Source organism: Frankia sp. QA3 (genome assembly GCF_000262465.1).
In the GTDB taxonomy this organism is placed as follows: Bacteria; Actinomycetota; Actinomycetes; order Frankiales; family Frankiaceae; genus Frankia.
On record NZ_CM001489.1, the window covers coordinates 3,247,739 to 3,268,035 of the forward strand.

Consider the following 20,297-nt stretch of genomic DNA (forward strand, 5'->3'; position numbering starts at 1 on the left):
CGCCGACCCGTCGGGTGCCACACCGGCCCACCCGGGCGCGCCGGCTCCGCGATCGGAAACCCGGCCGGCTGCCACCGTCGCCGACCCGGTGGGCGGGCAGAGCCTGGAGATCATCGATGATTACGCGCACCATCCGACCGAGATCCGGCTGACGCTCGCCGCGGCCCGTTCTCGGGCCCGCGGCCGGGCGGTGTGGGCTGTGCTCCAACCACACACCTACAGCCGGTTCGCCGCGCTGCTGGACGGCTTCGCCACCGCCTTCACCGACGCCGACCGGGTGTACGTCACCGACATCTACGCCGCCCGGGAGACCGATGACCTCGGCCGGCACCCGACGGATCTGGTCGAGCGGCTGGCCGGGCCCGCTGCGGTCGGCTACGTGCCCTGGCCGGAGCTGGTCGGCCGGCTCGCCGCGGACGTCCGTGACGCGCTGGCCGCCGCCGACCCGCTGGGCGGCCCCATCGCCGCCGCCCCGGCCGGCGGCGTCCTGCTGCTCACCCTGGGTGCAGGGACGATCACCACGGTCGGGCCGCGGCTGCTGGCGGCGCTGCGCGAGGGGACGCCGGGCTGACGCCGACGCGGCGCCACCCGGTGTGATCCTCCCGGCCGTGACGCTGCGTCGATGGTTGACTGCCGCAACACGCCCACCGCCGGCACGGCCGGCGGCGACCGGTGAGGATCAGGTGGATGTCAGACACGCAGGACCCGCGCAGCCCCGGCTTCGACATCCGGGCGGTCAACCAGACCGTGATCGCCGAATACCGGGCGACGGGCGGAGCACTGGAGAAGACGCTGCCCGGCTCCCGGCTCGTGCTGCTGACAACGACCGGGCGGCGCAGCGGGCGGGAACACACCACGCCGCTCGGTTACGTCACCGACGATGCCCACGGCGGCGCGGCGGGCGACGACCAGGCCGGCGGGAGCGGGCAGGACGGCCGGCACGGCCGCATCATCGTGTTCGCGTCCAACATGGCGGCCCCGCGGCATCCGGACTGGTATCGGAACCTCACGGCCAACCCCAAGGTCACCGTGGAGCTCGGCACCGACCGGTTCCCCGCGCAGGCATCGACCGCCACCGGAGCCGAGCGGGAACGGCTCTACCAGGCGTTGGTGGAGACGATGCCCGGCATCCGCGGCCACCAGGAGCAGGTCGAGCGCGAGATCCCGGTGGTCGTCCTGGCCGCCCTGGGCTGACACTGCGCCGCCGGGCAGCACCGAAGCAGGCCACGACCCGGAGCACGCCGCGCCCCGGCGGGGGCGTCAGGAGGCGGCGTGGCGGGGCCGGGAACGGCGCCGGGTCGCCGCCGCGTCGCGGACCATGGCGACGATCGCCGCGGCGGCCTGCGGGTAACCGGTGCCCGCGCACGCCGCCGACATCTTCGCCAGCCGCTCGGCCGAGGTGAGCACCGGCAGCACGTTCGCCAGCAGCCAGTCCGCGCTGAGCTCGGCGTCGTCGACGAGCAGGCCACCGCCGGCCTCGACCGTCGGCAGGGCGTTGCGGCGCTGCTCGCCGTTGCCGTGCGGGAGCGGCACGTAGGCCGCCGGCAGGCCCACCGCGGCAAGCTCTGCGCAGGTCATCGCGCCGGAGCGGCACAGCGTCATGTCGGCGGCGGCGTAGGCGGACGGAATGTGGTCCAGGTAGGGCCGCAGCTCGTAGGGGGCAGGCAGGCCGCGGGGCAGCGCCGCGGCGACCTCGTCGAAGTTCTTCGGCCCGGCCGCGTGCAGCACCTGGATGCCCGCGGTGGCCAGCGGATGCGCCGCCGCGGTCATGACCTGGTTGAGGCTGCGCGCCCCCTGGGAGCCGCCGAAGACGAGCAGGGTCGGGCGATGCGGGTCAAGCTCGTAGCGGGCCCGCGCGGCGCGGGCGGCGGCCGGCGAACGGTCGAGGGTGAGGATCTCCGCGCGCAGCGGGATCCCGGTGAGGGTCGCGCCGCGCAGCGGGGTGCTCGGGTACGAGGTGGCGACGAACGGGGTGAACCGGGCGCCGAGCCGGTTGGCCATCCCGGGCAGCGGGTTGGCCTCGTGGACCACGATCGGGATGCCGCGGCGCCGGGCGGCCAGATACGCCGGCACCGACACGTACCCGCCGAAGCCGACGACGACGTCCGCCCGGACCCGGTCCAGCGTCGCGCCCGCCTGGCGCACCGCGTCGAACAGGCGGACGGGCAGCTTCAGCAGCGCGGGCGTGGGCCGGCGGGGCATCGGCACCTTCGGCACCGTCGCCAGCTCGTAGCCCCGGGCCGGCACCAGGCGCGACTCCAGGCCGGTGGCCGTGCCCAGCAGGGTCAACCGCACCCGCGGCTCGGCGGCACGCAGGGCGTCCGCCACGGCGAGCGCGGGTTCGACATGGCCGGCTGTCCCGCCGCCGGCGAGCACTACGCTTCGCAACATCGGTCAAGACGATGACACATCGGGCCGGCCCGCGGACAGCCCGGTCCCGGCCGCTCGCCCACCGGTGCCGGGTGCTATGTCGGGACCGTCGGCGGGCACGAGCTCCAGGCCGGGTCGGCGGGCGCGGCGGCCGGGCAGCCGCGGCCGCCGGCGCGGCCCGGCGCGCTCGGCCCGCGCCGCGCGGCGCTCCTCGGCCCGGCGGGCCAGGTACTTCGCCGCCGCCGGCTCCGAGCGGGCGAAGGAGAGCAGCATCCCGAGGGCGGCGAGGGTGGGCAGCAGCGCCGACCCGCCGAAGGACACCAGCGGCAGGGTGACACCGGTGATCGGCAGCAGGCCGACGACCGCCCCCATGTTCACCACCGCCTGCACGATGATCCAGGCGGTGACGCCGGCGGCGGCCAGCCGGACGAACAGGTCGTCGGAGCGGTGGGCGATGCGCAGGCCCGCGTAGCCGAGCACGCCGAACAGCCCGACCACCACGAGGCTGCCGATCAGACCCAGCTCCTCGCCGATGATCGCGAGAATGAAGTCGGTGTGCACCGCGGGCAGCAGCTCCGGCCACTTCGCCCGGGAGGCGCCGAGTCCGTCCCCCCACCAGCCGCCGGTGGACAGCGCGTAGATGCCCTGGACGGCCTGGAAGCCGTCGCCGCTGGCGTCGGCGAAGGGGTCGGTGAACGACAGCAGCCGCCGGATCCGGTAGGGCTCGATGACGGCGAGCACCGACGCCGCGAGGATCATCGAGCCCAGCACCGCGCCGTAGAAGCGCTTCGGGGTGCCGATCACCCACAGGATGGTCAGCGGGACGACCGTCACGCAGATCGCGCCACCGAGGTCCGGTTCGAGCAGCAGCAGCAGGTCGATGAAAAGGAACACCGGCACCAGCGGGACGAACAGGTGCTTCGGGTCGGCCAGCCGCCGGCGCTTGCGCACCAGCAGGTCCGAGCACCACAGCACCAGGGCGATCTTCGCCAGCTCGCTGGGCTGGATGGTGATCGGGCCGACGACGATCCACTGCCGGGCCCCGCCACGCACGCTGCCGATGCCGGGGATGAGCACCGCCATGAGCATGAGCACGGTGCCGGCCAGCAACGGGTAGGCCAGGGCCCGGAAGGCCCGCACCGGCAACCGGCTGGCCACGACGACGATCGGCAGGCCGATGCCCACCCAGATCGCCTGGCGGATGAACAGCGTGTAGGCCGAGCCGAACAGGGCGTAGGAGCGCACGCTCGACGCCGAGAGCACCATGACCAGCCCGAGCAGCAGCAGCAGGCCGGCCGAGGACAGCAGCAGGTAGTAGGAGGCCAGCGGCCGGTCGAGCAGCGGCACCCGCAGCTCGGCGGTCTCGATGTCCTGCGGGCCGTCCTCACCGCCGGCCCGGACGTTGCGATCCCGGACGTTGCGATCCCGGATGTCCCGGGCGGAGCGGGCGGCCACCGGCCGCGCCGACACCCCGGTGGAGGGCGACACCGGCTTCGAACCAGCCACGGCTACCCCTCTCGTGCGCGCACCGCCCCGGCGAACAGGTCTCCGCGGGCCGCGTAGTCGCGGAACATGTCCATCGAGGCCGCGGCCGGCGCGAGGAGCACCGTGTCACCGGCGCGCGCGAGCGCCGCCGCGGCCTTCACCGCATCGTCCATGCCGGCGGCCCGTTCGACGGGGACATCGGGGGCGTGTCGGGCGAGCGCGGCGGCTATCTCATCGGCGCAGCGGCCGATGAGCACCGCGCCGCGCAGCACGCCGCGGGCGTCGCGGACGAGCTCGTCGAAGTCGAGGCCCTTGTTCAGGCCCCCCGCGATCCACACGACCGACGGGTAGCCGGCCAGCGACGCGGCGGCGGCGTGCGGGTTGGTCGCCTTGCTGTCGTCCACCCAGCGGACGCCGTCGATCACGGCGACCTCGGCGTTGCGGTGCGCGCCGGCGCGGAAGCCGGCGAGCGCCGCGCCGATCGCCGCGGGGTCCACCCCCTCGGCGCGGGCCAGCGCCGCCGCGGCCAGCGCGTTGGAGATCATATGGGGGCCGGCGACCCGCAGGTCGCGCACGGCGACGAGCCGCCCGCCGCCGAAGGCGTGGTCGACGAGGTGACCGTCCACGACGGTCAGCCCCGGCGCGGGTCGGGCCCCCGGGTCCCGGCCGAACAGCTCGCGGCGGCCCGGCGCCCCCGCGAGCAGCCGGGTGCTCGCCGCGTCGTCGGCGTTGCCGATCGCGATCGTCGCCGGATCACGCCAGATCCGCGCCTTCGCCTCGGCGTAGGCGTCCGCGCCGCCGTGCCAGTCGAGGTGGTCCGGGGCGACGTTGAGTACCGCCGCGGCCAGCGGCGCCGCGCTGTGGGTGTAGTGGAGCTGGAAGCTGGACAGCTCCACCGCGAGCGCCTCGTACGGGGGCTCGGCGGTGACGGCCTCGACGATCGGCGTGCCGATGTTGCCGGCGGTGGTCGCACGCCGGCCCCCCGCGGCGAGCATCGCCCCGAGCATCTCGGTGGTCGTGGTCTTGCCGTTCGTGCCGGTCACGGCGAGCCAGCGGGTGGCGCCGCGCCAACGCCAGGCGAGCTCGACCTCCCCCCACACCGGCACCCCCGCGGCGGCCGACCCGGTGATCAGCGGCGCGGTCGGCGGCACGCCCGGCGACGTCACGACGAGGGCTGCGCCGCCGGGACCCGCCGGCAACCCGCCGAGCTCCACCGTCGCCCCGAACGCCCGCAGGTCGGCGGCGGCTGCGCGGTGCCGCTCGGTGTCGCCGGCGTCGACGACCCGCACCCGGGCGCCACGGGCGAGCAGCGCGCGGGCCGCGGCGAGGCCCGACACCCCTGCCCCGACGACGAGCACGGGCAGCCCCGTCCAGGTACGCGGCGCCGCTGCGGCCATGGGGCTAGCCACCTCCGTGGGAGAGGAACTCGGCGTAGAACAGGCCGAGCCCGAAGGCCACCGCGAGCCCGGAGACGATCCAGAACCGGATGATCACCGTCGTCTCGGGCCATTCGGCGAGTTCGAAGTGATGGTGGATCGGCGCCATGTTGAACACGCGCTTCTTCGTCGCCTTGAAGAACGCCACCTGGATCATGACGGACAGGGTCTCGATGACGAACAGGCCGCCGAGGACGACGAGCAGCAGCTCGGTCCGGCTGACGATGGCGATGCTGGCGAACGCGCCACCGAGCGCGAGCGAGCCGGTGTCCCCCATGAAGATCTTCGCCGGGCTGGCGTTCCACCACAGGAAGCCGAAGCAGGCCCCCATCGCCGCCGCCGCGACGAGCGCCACGTCCAGCGGGTCGCGCACCGCGTAGCAGCCCGCCGGGGAGTTCCCCGGCTCGCACAGGTTGCCGAACTGCCAGAACGAGATGACCACGTAGGCGCCGAACACCATCGCCGACGTGCCGGCCGCGAGGCCGTCGAGGCCGTCGGTGAGGTTCACCGCGTTCGACGTCGCGGCGATGATGATCCAGGCCAGCAGCGGGAAGGCGACGATGCCGACCGTCAGCGACGTGTCGCGCACGATCGAGATGTACGTCGACCCCGGCAGCAGCCCGGCGTCGTTTTTGAACCGGACGGCGAGCAGGCCGAACGCGAGCGCGACCGCGGCCTGGCCGGCGAACTTCATCCGGGCGGTGAGCCCGAGGCTGCGCTGCTTGCGGATCTTGATCCAGTCGTCGAGGAAGCCCACGATGCCGAGCCCGGTCATCACCAGCAGGACGAGCAGGCCCGAGGCGGTGAAGCCGATCCCGGTGACCAGGTGGGCGAGGAAGTAGCCGACCAGCGTCGCCACGATGATCACGGTGCCGCCCATGGTGGGCGTGCCGCGCTTGGTCAGGTGGCTCGACGGGCCGTCCTCGCGGATCTCCTGCCCGTACCCCTGCCGGCGGAAGAACCGGATCACCCAGGGCGTACCGAGCAACGACACGACCAACGCGACCATGGCCGCGATAAGAACGCCTCTCACGCGTGTGTCACCCGCGCGTGTCCGCCCCGGTGCACCCAGCGATCCGTCCTCATGCCCCCTCGATCCCGGCGCCGACCACGCCGAACCTCGTCACCACGTCCTCGGCGACGCGCTCCAGGCCGTAGGACCGGCTGGCCTTGACCAGCACGACGTCGTCCGGCCGGGCGAGCGCGACCACCGTCGCCACCGCCTCGTCGGCGTCCGCCACCCACACCGACTCGCCGTCCCAGGAACCCTCCAGCGACGCCGCGAGGTGGACGCGCCGAGCCGCCGGCCCCACCGCGATCACCTGGTCGATCCCGAGCCGGACGGCGAGCCGGCCGAGCGCGTCGTGCGCGTCGTCGGCGGCGTCGCCGAGCTCCCCCATGCCCCCGAGCACCGCGATCGCCCGGCCCGCCCCGCGCATGTCGACCAGCGTCGCCAGGGCGGCGCGCATCGACTCGGGGTTGGCGTTGTAGGCGTCGTTGACGACGACGACCCCGGCGGCGGTCCGGGTGACCTCCATCCGCCAGCGGCTGCGCGCCTTCGCCGCCCCGAGCGCCGCCGCGGTCCGCGCGGGGCTCAGGCCGAGGCGCAGGGCGACGGCCGCCGCCGCGAGCGCGTTGGGCACCTGGTGCGCGCCGACGAGGCCGAGGGTGACCCGGTGGCGCTCGCCGCCGGCGAGCAGGTCGAACGAGGCATGCCCCAGCGGGTCGACGCGGACGTCGGCGCCGCGCACGTCCGCGGCGGCGCCCTCGCCGAAGGTGATGACCTCGGCGCGCGCCCGCGGCGCCATCGCCGCGACCAGCGGGTCGTCGGCGTTGAGGACCACGGCGTCCCGGGCGGCCTCGGCGAGCTCGCCCTTGGCCGCGGCGATGCCGAGCCGGCCGTCGGTGTACTCGCCGACGTGCGCGCTGCCGACGTTGAGCACCGCCCCGACGGACGGGCGGGCCACCGCGCACAGGGTGGCGATGTGCCCGAGGCCGCGCGCGCCCATCTCCAGCACGACGAACGCGGTGTCCGGTTCGGTGCGCAGCAGGGTCAGCGGCAGGCCGATCTCGTTGTTGAACGACCCGGGCGCGGCCACCGTCGGGCCGAGCTCGGCGAGCAGGTCGGCGAGCAGGTCCTTGGTGGTGGTCTTGCCCGCCGAGCCGGTGACGGCGACGACGGTGGCGCGGGCGATGTCGCGCACGTGCGCGGCGAGGGCGGCGAGCGCGGCGGCCGGATCGGCCACGACGACCGCCGGCACGCCGAGCGGCCGGGCGGCGAGCACCGCCGGCGCCCCCGCGGCCACCGCGGCGGCGGCGAAGTCGTGCCCGTCGGAACGGGCACCGACCAGGGCGACGAACAGCGTGCCGGCGCCGACCTGGCGGGAGTCCACGGCCACGGCGCGGACCACGGCGGCCGGGTTGGGGACCGCGTCTAGGCGTCCGCCGGTCGCCGCGGCGACCTCGGCGAGGGTCAGCGGGATCATCCGCGCGCCGCCGCGTCCAGCGCCGCCCGCAGCACCACCCGGTCGTCGAACGGGGTCACCACCCCGGCCTGCTCCTGCCCGGACTCGTGCCCCTTGCCGGCGACGACGACGGCGTCCTGCGGGCCGGCGGCGGCGACGGCCGCGGCGATCGCGGCGGCCCGGTCCGGTTCGACCCGCACCCGCCCCGGGGGCGCGGCGGCCGGCACCCCGGCGAGCATCGCGGCGAGGATGTCTGCCGGGTCCTCCGAGCGCGGGTTGTCGTTGGTGAGGATCGCGAGGTCGGCGAGGGTGGCGGCGGCGGCGCCCATGAGCGGGCGCTTGCCGCGGTCACGGTCGCCGCCGCAGCCGAGCACGATGATGATCCTGCCCTTCACCAGGGGACGGACGGTCGCCAGCAGCGTCGTGACCGCGTCCGGGGTGTGCGCGAAGTCGACCAGGGCCAGGAACGGCTGGCCGGCGTCGACCCGCTCCATCCGACCGGGCACGCCGGGCAGCGAACCGATCCCGGCGGCCGCGGCGGCCGGGTCGACCCCGACCGCGACGAGCAGCGCCAGCGCGCCCAGCGCGTTGACGATGTTGAACATACCCGGCAGCGGGACGGACAGCTCCACCCGCTCGCCGCCCGGCCCGGCGGCCAGCAGCTCGCTGCCGGTGGGGCCGGCGGTGACGTCGCGGGCCGTCCAGTCGGCGGGGCCGTCGACGGCGAAGGTGACCGCGTCCGGACGCCGGCGCGCCAGCCGCCGGCCCCACTCGTCGCCCACGCCGATCACCGCGGCGGACGCCCGGCCCGGCGCGAACAGCGACGCCTTCGCCTCGAAGTAGTCCTCCATCGTGGGATGGAAGTCCAGATGGTCCTGGCTGAGGTTGGTGAACAGCGCCCCGGCGAAGTGCAGCGCGTCCGCCCGGTGCTGGGCCAGCGCGTGGCTGGAGACCTCCATGGCGGCCGCGTCCACGCCCCGTTCGACCATGGTCGCCAGCAGCGCCTGCAGGTCGCTGGCCTCCGGGGTGGTGTGGGCGCTGGCCAGGCGGTCCCCGGCGATGCGGGTCTCCACCGTGCCGATCAGCCCGGTGGTGTGGCCCGCCGCGCGCAGCCCGGCGTCGAGCAGGAACGCGGTCGTCGTCTTGCCGTTGGTCCCGGTGACGCCGAGCAGGCGCAGCGCCGCCGACGGGTCGCCGTGGACGCGCGCCGCCACCGGGGCGAGGTCGCGGCGCGGGTCGGCGCTGACGAGCACCGGCAGCGCGGCCACCGGGCCGCCCGCGGCGGCGATCCGCCGCGCGCCCTCGGCGTCGGTGAGCACCGCCACCGCGCCGCCGGCGAGCGCGGCGGCGGCGAAGTCGGCACCGTGCACGTGCGCGCCGGGCAGCGCCGCGTACAGGTCGCCGGGCCGCACCCGGCGGGAGTCGTGGGTGACGCCGCGCACCGCCGCGTCCGGACCGGGGCCGGCGGGCGGCGGGGCGAACGCCGGTGCGGGTGCCGCGGCCGTGAGCACCGCGCGCAGATCAGCCAGGCCGCACGCCGTCGGGGCGGCCGGTCGGGGTGCCGGTGGGGTCACGCTGACGACCTTAGTGGGAGCAAGCGCGGCCATCGGCAGGGGAGCCCGGGCACGGCGGTGGTCCACCGAATGCCGCACGCGGACGGGTCCGGACTACTTGTCCAGGTCGAGGACGAGCGGCGACGGCTTCGTCGTGGGCCGCGGCACGCCGAGGGTGGTCAGGGCGAAGCTCATCACGCCCTGGAACACCGGCGCGGCGACCTCCCCGCCGAAGTACCCCTTCTTCGGGTTGTCCAGGACGACCTCGACGACGACCTTCGCGTCGTCGGCCGGGGCGAAGCCGATGAACGACGAGACGTAGCCCTGGTAGCCGCCGTGCACCGGGTCCGGCCGGTACGCCGTGCCGGTCTTGCCGGCCACCCGGTAGCCGGGGACCTCGGCGAGCGGCGCGGTGCCCTCGTTCGTCGCGACCGCCTCCAGCATCCGGCTGAGCGTCGCCGCGGTCTGCGCGCTGATCACCCGCTGGCCGGGGGGGTGCGGGGTGACCTGGACGGTCCCGTCCGGGCCGGTGACGGCGTCGACGAGGCGGGGGGTGACCCGCACGCCGCCGTTGGCGACGGTGGCGTAGACCGACGCCATCTGCAGCGCCGTCGCCGACATGCCCTGCCCGTAGGAGATGGTCGCGGTCTGGCTGCCCGACCATGCCTTCGCCGGCGGCAGCAGGCCGCTGCCCTCGCCGGGGAAGTGCAGTCCCGTCTTCGCGCCGAGGCCGAAGGCGCGCAGCGCCTGCTCCATCGCCGGCCGGCCGACCCGTTCGGCGATCTCCACGGTGCCGATGTTGCTGGAGCGGGCCAGCACCCCGGCGGCGGTCAGGTGCTCGACGCCATGCTCCTCGGAGTCCTCGATGCGCACCCCGCCGCGGATGATCGACGGTGGGATGGTCAGCGGTGTCTCGGCGGTGATGAGCCCGCGGTCGAGCGCGGCGGCCATCGTGATCACCTTGTTGACGCTGCCGGGCTCGTAGGCGTCCCGGGTGGAGCGGTTGCCCAGCGCCGCGTTGTCCCGCGCGGTGATGTTGCGCGGGTCGAACTCGGGCGCGTCGGCCATCGCGAGGATGTCCCCGGTGCGGGGATCCATCACGACGACCGTGCCGCCGTCGGCCTCGGAGGAGCGCACCGCGTCGGCGATGGCCTGCTGGGCGTTCCACTGGATGTCACGGTCGAGGGTGAGCCGCAGCGCCGAGCCCGGCACGGGGTTGCGCTGTCGGCTCTGCCCGGAGGGGATCTCGATGCCCTCCGGGTTGGCCAACAGCTGGCGTAGGCCGTCGGTCCCCCGCAACACCTTGTCGTATGCGAGTTCCAGCCCGCCGCCGCCCTCCAGGATGCCGCCGTCACCTTGCCGCATGAACCCGATGACGTTGGCCGCCAGCGGCCCGGCGGGGTAGGTGCGGCCGCGTTCCTCGGTGATGCCGATGCCGCGCAGCTGCAGCGCGCTGACCTTCTTCGCGACCTCGGGGGTCAGGCCGCGGGCGAGGTAGACGAACTGGATGTGCTTGGCCAGATTCCTGGTCAGCAGCGTCGTCAGCTCGTCGACGCTGTCCTCGAGCACGGGGGCGAGCTTCGCGGCGGTCGCGCCGATGTCCTTGACGTTCGTCGGGTTCGCGTAGACGGCGCGCAGCTCGACGTGCTGGGCGAGGGTGTGGCCGGACCGGTCGGTGATCGCGCCGCGCACCGCGGGCAGCACGATCGTGCGCAGCCGCTGGGCCTCGGCCTGGGCCGCGTAGGTCGACGCCGAGAAGCCCTGGAGCTGGGTCAGTCGCAGGGCGAGGACGCCGAGCAGCGCGCACATGAACACGATCGCCACCCGCAGCCGCCGCCGCGGGCTGCCCAGCCGGTAGTTGCGCCGGACCGGCGGACGCGGTGGCCGACGGCCACCACCGGCACGCCCGCCGCCGCCGCGCACGGGCCGGCCTCGCCCGGCACCGGCCCCGCGGGGCATCGCCCCCGGCCGGTACACGCGGCGGCCCTCCGCGTCGTCGACGTCATCGAAGTCGTCGACGTCATCGAAGTCGTCGACGTGGTCGTAGTCGTCGACGTGGTCGTAGTCGTCGTAGTCGAGGTCGTCGTGGTCGCGGTAGCGGTCACTGTGCCCGTGGGCGGTGCCTGCTCGGGTGTCATACCGCCGGGCGCTGCCTCCCCGGCCGCCTCCCCGGACGGCGCCTCCCCGGCGCGCCCGCGGGTGCTCCTGCGCGGCTCGGGCACGGCCCGCCCGCTGACCGGGCCGGCCAGGTGCGCGGCCCGGGTCGCCGTCATCCCGGTCGTCCGCCTGGCCGGGATCCTGGTCGTCGTCGCGGCGCAACCTGCCACCGTGCACGGAGGCCGGCGGCGGGGTCACCAGCCGTAGTCGACCGCGCCCCCGCCGGGGTGAGCCGGAGAGCGTGGAGCTCACTGCGCGGGCCCACCCCGGTCGGCGGTGGCGGTGCCGGTCGATGCCGCCGTGCCCGACGTCGCCCCGGTGCCCGGCCCGCTGCTGGTGGCACCCGGCGCTGGTGCGGTCTCCGAGGCCGGCTGCGACCCCACGGCCGCACCGGCCGCCGCGCCGCCGGCTGCCCCACCACCGGTCGCCACGCCGCTCGTGCCGGTCCCGGTGGCGCCCGCGGCGCCGGCCGCGGTCGTTTCCGCCCCGATGGCGGTGCCCGCGGCACCGGCCGCGGTCGCACCCGTACTGGCCGTGGTACCCGTACTGGCCGTGGTACCCGTGGTGGCCGTGGTGGCCGTGGTGGCCGTGGTGGCCGCGCCCGTGCCGGCCGCGGGCTGCTGGCCCGCCGGTGCGGGCACGATCACCAGTACCGAGCCGCTGCCCGGCTCCCGGGCCAGCACCCGGGCGCCCGGCGGCAGCGGCGAGCCCGGCGCGAGGTACTCTGGCACCCCGCCGGGCACCATGCCGTAACGGCTGACCTGGGCAGCCAGCGCCGCCGGGTCGGAGAGCTGGTCGGCCCGCACCATGAGCGACTGCTCCTCGTCCGCCAGGGCGGAGGCCCGGTTACGCAGGGCGTTCTCCTGGAACGAGTTCTGCATCAGCGCGAGGTTGAGCAGCAGCAGACCCAGCAGGCCGGCACCGAGCAGCACCAACAGCAGGACGACGAACGGCCCCTTGCGGGCGCCCGCCGGGGCCGGGCGGACCACCGTGAGCCGCGTCCGGGCAGGGGCCCGCCGCAGTGGCGGATCGAGGACCGGGGCCGTCGCCGCGGCGGTGCGCACCGCCCCGGCGCCCGGCGCCCGGCCCGCCCGGGCACCGGTGGGGGGGCCGCCGGCGCGGCCGCCGCCGGCCCGCCCCGCTCGAGAAAGCGGCTGCGCGGGAGCGGTCACGATGCACCTCCGATGGTGGGCTGGGCGCGGTCCGGGTTCGGAGCCGTACGTTCGGCGGCCCGCAACCGCACGGACGCCGCCCGCGGGTTGTCGGACTTCTCGACCTCGCTCGCCGGTTCCGCGCCGCGGGTGAGCCAGCGCAACCGCGGCTCGGCACCGGCCGGCACCACCGGCATGTCCGGCGGCACCAGCGTCTCCGCGTAGCCGCGCAGCTCCCGCTTGACCAGCCGGTCCTCGAGGGAGTGGTAGGACAGCACGACGAGCCGGCCGCCGACGGCCAGCGCGTCGAACGCGGCGGGTAATGCCCGGGCGAGCACGTCCAGCTCGGAGTTGACCTCGATGCGCAGCCCCTGGAAGGTGCGCTTGGCCGGATTGCCGCCGGTCCGGCGGGCCGGCGCCGGGATGGCGTCGCGGACGAGGTCGACCAGCCGCGCCGAGGTGGTGAACGGCTCGACGCCGCGGGCCCGGACGATCGACTCCGCGATGCGGCGGGCGAACCGCTCCTCGCCGTAGTCCCGCAGGATCCGCGCCAGCTCGGCGACGTCGTAGGTGTTGAGGACCTCGGCGGCCGTCCGGCCGCGGGTGGCGTCCATCCGCATGTCCAGCGGCGCGTCCCGGGAGTAGGCGAACCCGCGCGCGTCGGTGTCGAGCTGCAGCGACGAGACCCCGAGGTCGAACAGGACGCCCTGCACCCGCGGGTGGCCGAGGCTGGCGAGGACCGTGCCGATCTCGTCGTAGACGGCGTGGACGAGCCGCACCCGGTCGGGCGCGAGCGCGCGCAGCCGCTCGCCGCTGTGCGCCAGGGCATCAGGATCACGATCGAGACCGACGACCCGGACCTCGGGGAAGGCCCCGAGCAGGGCGGCGGCGTGCCCGCCGAGCCCCACCGTGGCATCCACCACCACGGCTCCCGGCGTGCCCAGGGCCGGGGCCAGCAGTTCCAGTACGCGGTCGGTCAGCACAGGCGTGTGCATGGCGTTCAGCGCTGAGCCTCCCTCGACCGCTCGTGGACCTCGTCTTCAGATGTGCTGACGGGCTCGTCCGGTGCGGCGGCATCCCGAGCAGGGCGCGCGGGCACCGCCGGGCGGCGGATCCGCACGTGGGATCACCAGGCGTGGCCAGCCGGGCACGCTCCCCGCTGCGCCGGTCGCCGGGGAAGGGGCGGCCGGAGGTGCAGGTGCGGGCGCGGGCGGAACACGTGGTCCGGGCGTCCGGATCGCGAGATCCCAGGGCAGCTCAGATCACTCCGGGCAGGACCTCCTCGGACAGCTCGGCAAAGCTCTCCTCCTGGCTTTCCAGGTAGGCCTGCCAGCGCTGGGCGTCCCAGATCTCGACCCGGGTGTTCGCCCCGTTGACCACGCAGTCGCGCGTCAGCCCCGCGTAGGTGCGCAGCGGGGCGGGAATGGTGATCCGCCCCTGCCGGTCCGGCGCGTCGTCGGCAGCCGAGGAGAAGAACACCCGGCTGTAGTCACGCAGCGCCTTCGCCGTGACCGGGGCGGTGCGCAGGGACTCGCTGATCCGGGTGAACTCCGCCATCGGGAAGACGTACAGGCATCGTTCCTGCCCCTTGGTGATCACAAGCCCCCCCTCCAACTCGTCGCGGAATTTCGCGGGCAGCGTCAGCCGCCCCTTGTCATCCAGCCGTGGCGTGTGGCTGCCGAGAAACACCGGCAACCTCCCCGCCACTGCCGGGAAGACAGCGCCAGGTCACCCCGCGACGGTCACCCGTAAGCTCCTGCCCCCCCACTGCGCGCCACTCTACTCCACCGCCCCCCACCCGACACCCCCTCAACACCCCGCGCCACCCCACCGAACCCACTCCGATGACAGGCGCGCGCGGTGCCCCCCGAAGGGCTGGTATAAACCCCCAAAAATTGGTAGGAATGTCTCCTACCAGCGGAGGATCGAGCGGATCCGCCCGCGCGCCGACCCGGACTCGGCGGGTGGGTGGACCTCTACCTGGCGCCCCCCATCACCAGCCCGGTCGCGGGCAAGTTTCCTTGACCACTGTGGCCTGCACGCCCGCTGTGGATGTCACACTCGGGAGGGGGACGGGTCCCGCCGGGGCCGGCTCCGCGCAGCCCGAAGCCCGACCCCGGAGGGGGGCCAACTAGTGGTGACCGACCCAGGTCTGCTCCACTGGCGTGACCCGGTGGCCGACATCGGCCACCTCGCCGAAATCGCCGACCGGGTCCGGGCGCGCGTCGAGACGGTCATCGACGGCAAGTCCGAGGCGATCACCACCGCGCTGGTGGTGCTGCTCTCCGAGGGTCACCTGCTCATCGAGGACGTCCCCGGGGTGGGCAAGACCATGCTCGCCAAGGCCCTCGCCCGCTCCATCGACGCCCGGGTCCGGCGCATCCAGTTCACCCCCGACCTGCTGCCCAGCGACGTCACCGGCGTCAGCGTCTACAACCAGGGCACCCGGGACTTCGAGTTCCGCCCCGGCCCGGTGTTCGCCAACATCGTCGTCGGCGACGAGATCAACCGGGCCGAGCCCAAGGCGCAGTCCGCCCTGCTGGAGTGCATGGAGGAGCATCAGGTCACAGTCGACGGGGTCACCTATCGGCTGGAGTCGCCGTTCATGGTCATCGCGACCCAGAACCCGGTGGAGATGGAGGGCACCCGGGCGCTGCCCGAGGCACAGCGGGATCGGTTCACCGCGCGGATCTCGATGGGCTACCCGTCCCCCGCCGCCGAGATGGCGATGCTCGACAACCACGGCAACGCCAACCCCCTGACGGGCATCACCCCCGTCACCGACGCCGCCGAGATCGCCCGGCTGATCTCCCTGGTGCGCACCGTGCACGTGTCCCCCGAGGTGCGGCACTACATCGTCGACCTGGTCGGCGGGACCCGGGTGCATCCCGAGATCGCGCTCGGGGCGTCCCCCCGGGCGGCGCTGCACCTCATCCGGGCCGCGCGCGCCCGCGCCGCGCTGGACCAGCGCGCCTTCGTCCTGCCCGACGACGTGCAGGAGATGGCCATCCCGGTGATGGCGCACCGCCTGCTGCTGCACCCGGAGATCATGCTCTCCGGCGAGCCCACCACCGAGGTCGCCGCCCGGGTCCTGACCGAGGTCCTGCACCGCATCCCCATTCCCCGCCCCGGTACGGCACGCCCGGCCCGGCACGGCCGTTAGAGATCCGTGTGCGGGACTTTGTCGCGGCGCTGCGCGGCCTGACGGTCCGCGGCCGGTCCTTCCTCGCCGCTGGGGCGGCTTGTGCCGTGTCCGCGGTCGTCCTCGGCGAGCAGGACCTGCTGCGCATCGGGCTGCTCATCGCGAGCCTGCCGGTGCTCGCGGCGGCGATCGTCTGCCGCACCCGCTACCGGCTGTCCTGCACGCGCCGGCTCGAACCGCGCCGGGTCACCGCGGGCGACCGGGTCAGCGTGCGCATCCAGCTCGAGAACGTCAGCCGCTCGCCGTCGTCGGTGCTGCTGGTGGAGGACACGACCGGGTCCGGTCTGGGCGGCGGCGCCCGCTTCGTGCTCGACCGGATCGAGCCCGGCGGCAGCCGTGACCTCTCCTATGCCCTGCGCGCGGCGGTCCGCGGCCGCTACCAGATCGGGCCGATGGCGATCCGGCTCGGCGATCCGTTCGGGCTCTGCGAGCTGTCCCGCAGCTTCCGCAGCCTGGACGAGCTGATCGTCGCGCCCGCGATCGAGCGGCTGCCGCCGGCCCGGCCGGGTGCCTCGGCGAGCGTGAGCACCGAGCTGCGCCGGGCCACCGGCCTGGTCGGCGAGGACGAGACGACCACCCGGCCGTACCGGTCCGGCGACGACCTGCGCAAGGTGCACTGGAAGACCACGGCCCGCAGCGGCGAGCTGATGGTTCGGCGCGAGGAGCACCCGCAGACCGGCGCCGCGGCGATCCTGCTCGACACCCGGGAGCGGGCCTGGCCGGACTCGGGCCCCGCGTCGGCGTTCGAGTGGGCGGTCAGCGCCGTCGGAGGGATCGGGATCCACCTGGTCCGCGGTGGCTACCGGGTCCGCCTGCTCACCGACCGGGGGCAGGTCACGACTGCGGCCGGCGCCACCGTCTCCGGGCTGCTCGACGAGCTGGCCACGCTCACCCCGGCCGACGCCGAGTCGCTGCAACCGGCGCTCGCCGCGCTGCACCGCCCCGGCAGCGACCGGGGCGGGCTGCTCGTCGCCGTGCTCGGCCACACCGACACGGCCCTGGCGACGACGCTGGCCGGATTACGCTCGCGCCGCGCCCCCGCGATCGCCGTCCTTGTCGACGTGACGAGCTGGGGCGCGCACCCGTCGGCCGCCGCCGACCTCGCCGCGACGAGGTCGGCGCTGACCCGCGCCGGCTGGGCGGTGCTCGTCGCGCGGCAGGGAGTGAGCCTCGCCTCGGTGTGGCCGCGGGTGACGGCACTGGCGGGGCAGTCGGGATTCGCCGGCGCCCGCCCCGCGGATGGCGGCGGGGTCGGCGGCGCAGGCCGTGGCGGGGTCGGCGAGGCAGCCAGGACGGCCCGGGCCGCGGGCCAGCCCGGGGCCGCGCGCCGGGCGGCCCGGTGAACGCCCGCCCGGTTCCCACCGTCGTGGCCGCGGCCGCCTGCCTGCTGTCCACCAGCGCGCTGTCCCGGCTGTTCGACGGGACGCTGTGGTGGATGCGGCCCGTCGTGATCGCCGTCGTCGTCGCCGTGGCGACCGCGACGCTCAGCCGCTTGCTACGGCTGCCGGTCGCGGCCGGCATCCTGCTCAGCCTCGCCGGGCTCGTCGGCACCGTGACCGTGCTGTGCGCCCGGGGGACGGCGCTGCTCGGGGTGCTGCCGACCGCCGGGACGGTGCGGACGCTGCGCTCGCTCATCGCCGACGGCAGCTCGGACATCTCCCGGCTCGCGGCACCGGTGCCGCACCGGCCGGGACTGGTGGTCCTGACCGTCGTCGGCATCTACCTCGTTGTCATCGTCGTCGATCTGATCGTGGTGACGTTGGACCGCCCGGCCCTCGGCGGGCTGCCGCTGCTGGCCCTGTACGCCGTGTCCGCGGCGATCCTGCCCGGCGGGGTCGGCACCGTCCCGTTCCTGCTGGGGGCGGCGAGCTTCGTCGCGCTGCTGCTGCTGGACGGCCGGTTGGCGTTCGGCCGGTGGGGCCGGACGGTGTCCGACACCCGGCGCGGGCGCGGCGAGCGCGAGGCGTTCGGCGGCCGGCTCACCGTGAACGCGCTCGGGGTGGCGCTCGTCGCGCTGCTCATCGCCATCGCGGTGCCGCTCGGCCTGCCGTCGCTGGACGGCGAGGGGCTGGTGTCGCGCAAGGGCGGCTACGGCGCCGGGGACGGGCCGAGCTCGGCCAGCGTCGTGCAGCCGATCGTCTCGGTGAGCCAGCAGCTGCACGCCAGTAAGGAGGTGCCGCTACTCAGCCTGCGTTCGCAGACCCCGCGGTACCTGCGGCTGACGGCGTTGGAGAACTTCGACGGGCAGCTGTTCACCCTGCGGGCGCTCAACGCCACCCGGGACAACCGGGTCAGCGAGGGGCTGCCGAAGCCGCAGCTCGGCGGCACCACGGCGGAGGTCAGCGCGGACATCGCGGTCACCACCCGGTTCAACGAGCTCTACCTGCCGGTCCCGGGCCTCCCCACCAGGATCAAGGGGCTCACCGGCGACTGGCGGCTGGCGGCCCCGACCGGCACGATCTTCTCCACCCGGACCTCGACCGCGGGCGCGCGCTACCAGGTTGACGCGATCGTGCCGAACCCGACGCGCGCTCAGCTGGAGACCGCGACCGGGCCGATCCCCGACGACCTTGGCGTCGACACCGCGCTGCCGGACAATCTCGACGCCCGCCTGCGTCAGCTCGTCAACTCCGTCACCCGCAACGCGCGCACCCCTTACGAGAAGGTGTATGCGATCCAGCAGCACCTGCGCGGACCGCTGTTCACCTACGACCTGACGGGTGCGCCGACCACCCAGGAAGGCGCGCTCGCCGAGTTCCTCTTCGAGTCGCACCGGGGGTACTGCGAGCAGTTCGCCTCCGCGATGACCGTCATGGTGCGGATGCTCGACCTCCCCGCCCGGGTCGCCATCGGTTTCGTGCCCGGCGAGCGGCAGGCGGACGGCAGCTACCTGATCACGAACCGGCAGGCGCACGCCTGGCCCGAGGTGTGGTTCTCCTCGGTCGGCTGGGTGAGCTTCGAGCCCACCCGCCGCTCCGACGGGGCGACGGCGGCGCCCTCGTACGCGCCCGCCGGCATCGACGACCCGGACGGGGCGGCCGCGCCGCCGGGGCAGGAGAGCTCGTCCGGGGCCCAGCCGCTGCCCGAGCCGGTGCCGGTGCCGGTGCCCAGCGCCGCGGCGAGCCCCGGCGACCCGACCGCGACGCAGCCCCCGGCCCCGGGCGAGGACACCGCCGCCTCCTCCGGCGTCCCGGCCTGGGTGATCTGGCTGTGCGCGACCGTGCCCCCCGCGGCGGCCCTGCTCGCCACCCCGGCGATCGTCCGCGCCCGGCGGCGCCGCGCCCGGATGCGCAGCGGCCGAGCCGACGACGGGGCCGAGCCCGGCGGCGGGCCGCCCGGCCGGGCCGGCGCGCAGGCCGTCGACCAGGTGCACGACGCCTGGGCGGAGCTTCTCGACGTAGCCTCCGACCTCGGCGTCACGATCCGGGTCAGCGACTCGCCTCGGGCCGGGGTCGCTCGGCTGACCGCCTACCTCGACGCCGAGCCCGCGCCCGCGTCGCAGCCCGCCCCGGCGACCGACCGGCAGGCCGATCCCGCCGCGGCGGCGCAGGTGGACCCGTCGGCCGACCCGACCGCGGCCGCGCCGTCGTACCCTCAGGCCCGCGAGGCGCTGGCCCGGCTGGCGGCCGCGGAGGAGCGAGCCCGCTACGCGCCCCCGGAACTCGCCGCCCCCCCGCCGCACGCCGAGGTGAGGCGGGACGTCGCCATCGCCTCCGGGACACTCTGGGCGGTCGCCCCGCGAACCCGTCGGATCATGGCCCGCCTCGCGCCGCCATCGGTGTTCCGCCGCCGCGAGCCGGACGAATCGGGCCGCGATCGCGCCGGGCTAGCCCGCCGATACCTGCGGTGGCGCCCCACGGGCGCCGGAGCGGACCGCCCCAGCGACGACGGGCCGAAGCCCGGGGCGGTGGACGATGCCGACGAGGCCCGCGTCCCGGAGGCGGCGCACAGCGCCGGACCGCGGCCGGGCGGGCCTTGAAGGTAAGCGATCCCCGAAAGGGGGACGATCCCCGCGCAGGCTGACGATCCCCGCGCAGGCTGACGATCCCCGCGCAGGCTAGGGACGGTCCTCCCAGCGGCGCCGCCAGCGCTCCTCGACCCGTTCCATGAAGGACGCCTTCGTCCGGGATCGTCCCTTTGACCGGCCCCGGCCCCGGCCACCGGGCCGGCGACCGCCCGTGTCCCGCCCGCTGATGCGACGCAGGTCGGCGGCCCCACGCAGCGCGGCGAACAGCATCATCAGGAACCCGAGGATGCCAAGGATGACGGTGAGCGGCACCTGGTTGAGCACCACGCCGACCACCAGGACGGCGAGCCCGAGCAGGAAGACCACCGCGCTGCGGCGCACCCGGCGCAGCAGGTACGTGCGGGGGTCCGTCGACCGCACGGTGCTGGCGAACTTCGGGTCATCCTCGACGAGAGCGCGCTCGATCTGCTCCAGAAGGCGCTGCTCGTTCTCCGAGAGCGGCATCGACGCT

The 20,297-nt window shown here is 75.3% G+C and carries 16 protein-coding genes; 5 read left to right on the plus strand and 11 right to left on the minus strand.

Going from position 1 to position 20,297, the window contains the following annotated elements; translation table 11 throughout:
• Positions 1-571: glutamate ligase domain-containing protein (locus tag FRAQA3DRAFT_RS13385; protein ID WP_009739568.1), on the plus strand; the 571-nt coding region annotated here is incomplete at its 5' end.
• A 116-nt stretch (positions 572-687) separates the two neighbouring features.
• Positions 688-1,194, plus strand: a complete 507-nt coding sequence (locus tag FRAQA3DRAFT_RS13390; RefSeq protein WP_009739569.1) for a nitroreductase family deazaflavin-dependent oxidoreductase — start codon at positions 688-690, stop codon at positions 1,192-1,194.
• Between the two features lie 66 nt (positions 1,195-1,260).
• Here the strand turns inward: FRAQA3DRAFT_RS13390 and murG are convergent, their stop codons facing one another.
• From murG to mraZ, 10 genes are all read right to left on the minus strand, one after another.
• Positions 1,261-2,391 carry an undecaprenyldiphospho-muramoylpentapeptide beta-N-acetylglucosaminyltransferase gene (murG, locus tag FRAQA3DRAFT_RS13395; RefSeq protein ID WP_009739570.1) on the minus strand — a complete coding sequence of 377 codons (1,131 nt, stop codon included), beginning with the start codon at positions 2,389-2,391 and terminating at the stop codon, positions 1,261-1,263.
• Positions 2,392-2,394: 3 nt separating this feature from the next.
• Positions 2,395-3,876 carry a putative lipid II flippase FtsW gene (gene ftsW, locus FRAQA3DRAFT_RS13400; protein ID WP_009739571.1) on the minus strand — a complete coding sequence of 494 codons (1,482 nt, stop codon included), beginning with the start codon at positions 3,874-3,876 and terminating at the stop codon, positions 2,395-2,397.
• Between the two features lie 2 nt (positions 3,877-3,878).
• A complete protein-coding gene (gene murD, locus FRAQA3DRAFT_RS13405) occupies positions 3,879-5,252 on the minus strand; it encodes a UDP-N-acetylmuramoyl-L-alanine--D-glutamate ligase (protein WP_009739572.1) in 1,374 nt (457 codons plus the stop codon).
• Positions 5,253-5,256: 4 nt separating this feature from the next.
• Entirely contained in the window at positions 5,257-6,324 is a 1,068-nt protein-coding gene (mraY, locus tag FRAQA3DRAFT_RS13410) for a phospho-N-acetylmuramoyl-pentapeptide-transferase (RefSeq protein WP_009739573.1), read from the minus strand.
• A 49-nt stretch (positions 6,325-6,373) separates the two neighbouring features.
• A complete protein-coding gene (gene murF, locus FRAQA3DRAFT_RS13415) occupies positions 6,374-7,777 on the minus strand; it encodes a UDP-N-acetylmuramoyl-tripeptide--D-alanyl-D-alanine ligase (protein WP_009739574.1) in 1,404 nt (467 codons plus the stop codon).
• Positions 7,774-9,330, minus strand: coding sequence for a UDP-N-acetylmuramoyl-L-alanyl-D-glutamate--2,6-diaminopimelate ligase (locus FRAQA3DRAFT_RS13420; RefSeq protein WP_035920950.1), 1,557 nt, complete (start codon positions 9,328-9,330; stop codon positions 7,774-7,776). Before FRAQA3DRAFT_RS13420 ends, murF begins: the two co-directional genes overlap by 4 nt.
• 93 nt (positions 9,331-9,423) lie before the next feature.
• Positions 9,424-11,718, minus strand: a complete 2,295-nt coding sequence (locus FRAQA3DRAFT_RS13425) for a penicillin-binding protein 2 (protein ID WP_009739576.1) — start codon at positions 11,716-11,718, stop codon at positions 9,424-9,426.
• Positions 11,715-12,638 (minus strand): hypothetical protein, encoded by a 924-nt coding sequence (locus FRAQA3DRAFT_RS13430; RefSeq protein WP_009739577.1) that lies wholly within the window; start codon positions 12,636-12,638, stop codon positions 11,715-11,717. The genes FRAQA3DRAFT_RS13425 and FRAQA3DRAFT_RS13430 overlap by 4 nt, the downstream gene beginning before the upstream one ends.
• Entirely contained in the window at positions 12,635-13,612 is a 978-nt protein-coding gene (rsmH, locus tag FRAQA3DRAFT_RS13435; RefSeq protein ID WP_009739578.1) for a 16S rRNA (cytosine(1402)-N(4))-methyltransferase RsmH, read from the minus strand. Before rsmH ends, FRAQA3DRAFT_RS13430 begins: the two co-directional genes overlap by 4 nt.
• 262 nt (positions 13,613-13,874) lie before the next feature.
• Positions 13,875-14,306 (minus strand): division/cell wall cluster transcriptional repressor MraZ, encoded by a 432-nt coding sequence (gene mraZ, locus FRAQA3DRAFT_RS13440; protein ID WP_009739579.1) that lies wholly within the window; start codon positions 14,304-14,306, stop codon positions 13,875-13,877.
• Between the two features lie 445 nt (positions 14,307-14,751).
• Between mraZ and FRAQA3DRAFT_RS13445 the strand changes: the two genes are divergently transcribed.
• From FRAQA3DRAFT_RS13445 to FRAQA3DRAFT_RS13455, 3 genes are read left to right on the plus strand one after another with little or no spacing between them, the layout of a single operon-like run.
• Positions 14,752-15,780: a MoxR family ATPase gene (locus FRAQA3DRAFT_RS13445; RefSeq protein WP_009739580.1), complete on the plus strand. Its 1,029-nt coding sequence runs from the start codon at positions 14,752-14,754 to the stop codon at positions 15,778-15,780.
• Between the two features lie 8 nt (positions 15,781-15,788).
• Positions 15,789-17,162: a DUF58 domain-containing protein gene (locus FRAQA3DRAFT_RS13450; RefSeq protein WP_009739581.1), complete on the plus strand. Its 1,374-nt coding sequence runs from the start codon at positions 15,789-15,791 to the stop codon at positions 17,160-17,162.
• A complete protein-coding gene (locus tag FRAQA3DRAFT_RS13455; RefSeq protein ID WP_009739582.1) occupies positions 17,159-19,798 on the plus strand; it encodes a DUF3488 and transglutaminase-like domain-containing protein in 2,640 nt (879 codons plus the stop codon). Before FRAQA3DRAFT_RS13450 ends, FRAQA3DRAFT_RS13455 begins: the two co-directional genes overlap by 4 nt.
• Positions 19,799-19,876: 78 nt before the next feature.
• Here FRAQA3DRAFT_RS13455 and FRAQA3DRAFT_RS13460 read toward each other — a convergent pair whose 3' ends face one another.
• Positions 19,877-20,290: a DUF3040 domain-containing protein gene (locus tag FRAQA3DRAFT_RS13460; RefSeq protein WP_009739583.1), complete on the minus strand. Its 414-nt coding sequence runs from the start codon at positions 20,288-20,290 to the stop codon at positions 19,877-19,879.
• Positions 20,291-20,297: the final 7 nt, after the last annotated feature.

What these genes read in the sequence shown, in the direction of transcription:
- FRAQA3DRAFT_RS13390 (WP_009739569.1), top strand. Translation starts at nt 688, where the DNA reads ATGTCAGACACGCAGGACCCGCGCAGCCCCGGCTTCGACATCCGGGCG.
- rsmH (WP_009739578.1), bottom strand. Translation starts at nt 13,612, where the DNA reads ATGCACACGCCTGTGCTGACCGACCGCGTACTGGAACTGCTGGCCCCG.
- FRAQA3DRAFT_RS13460 (WP_009739583.1), bottom strand. Translation starts at nt 20,290, where the DNA reads ATGCCGCTCTCGGAGAACGAGCAGCGCCTTCTGGAGCAGATCGAGCGC.
- murD (WP_009739572.1), bottom strand. Translation starts at nt 5,252, where the DNA reads ATGGCCGCAGCGGCGCCGCGTACCTGGACGGGGCTGCCCGTGCTCGTC.
- murG (WP_009739570.1), bottom strand. Translation starts at nt 2,391, where the DNA reads ATGTTGCGAAGCGTAGTGCTCGCCGGCGGCGGGACAGCCGGCCATGTC.
- murF (WP_009739574.1), bottom strand. Translation starts at nt 7,777, where the DNA reads ATGATCCCGCTGACCCTCGCCGAGGTCGCCGCGGCGACCGGCGGACGC.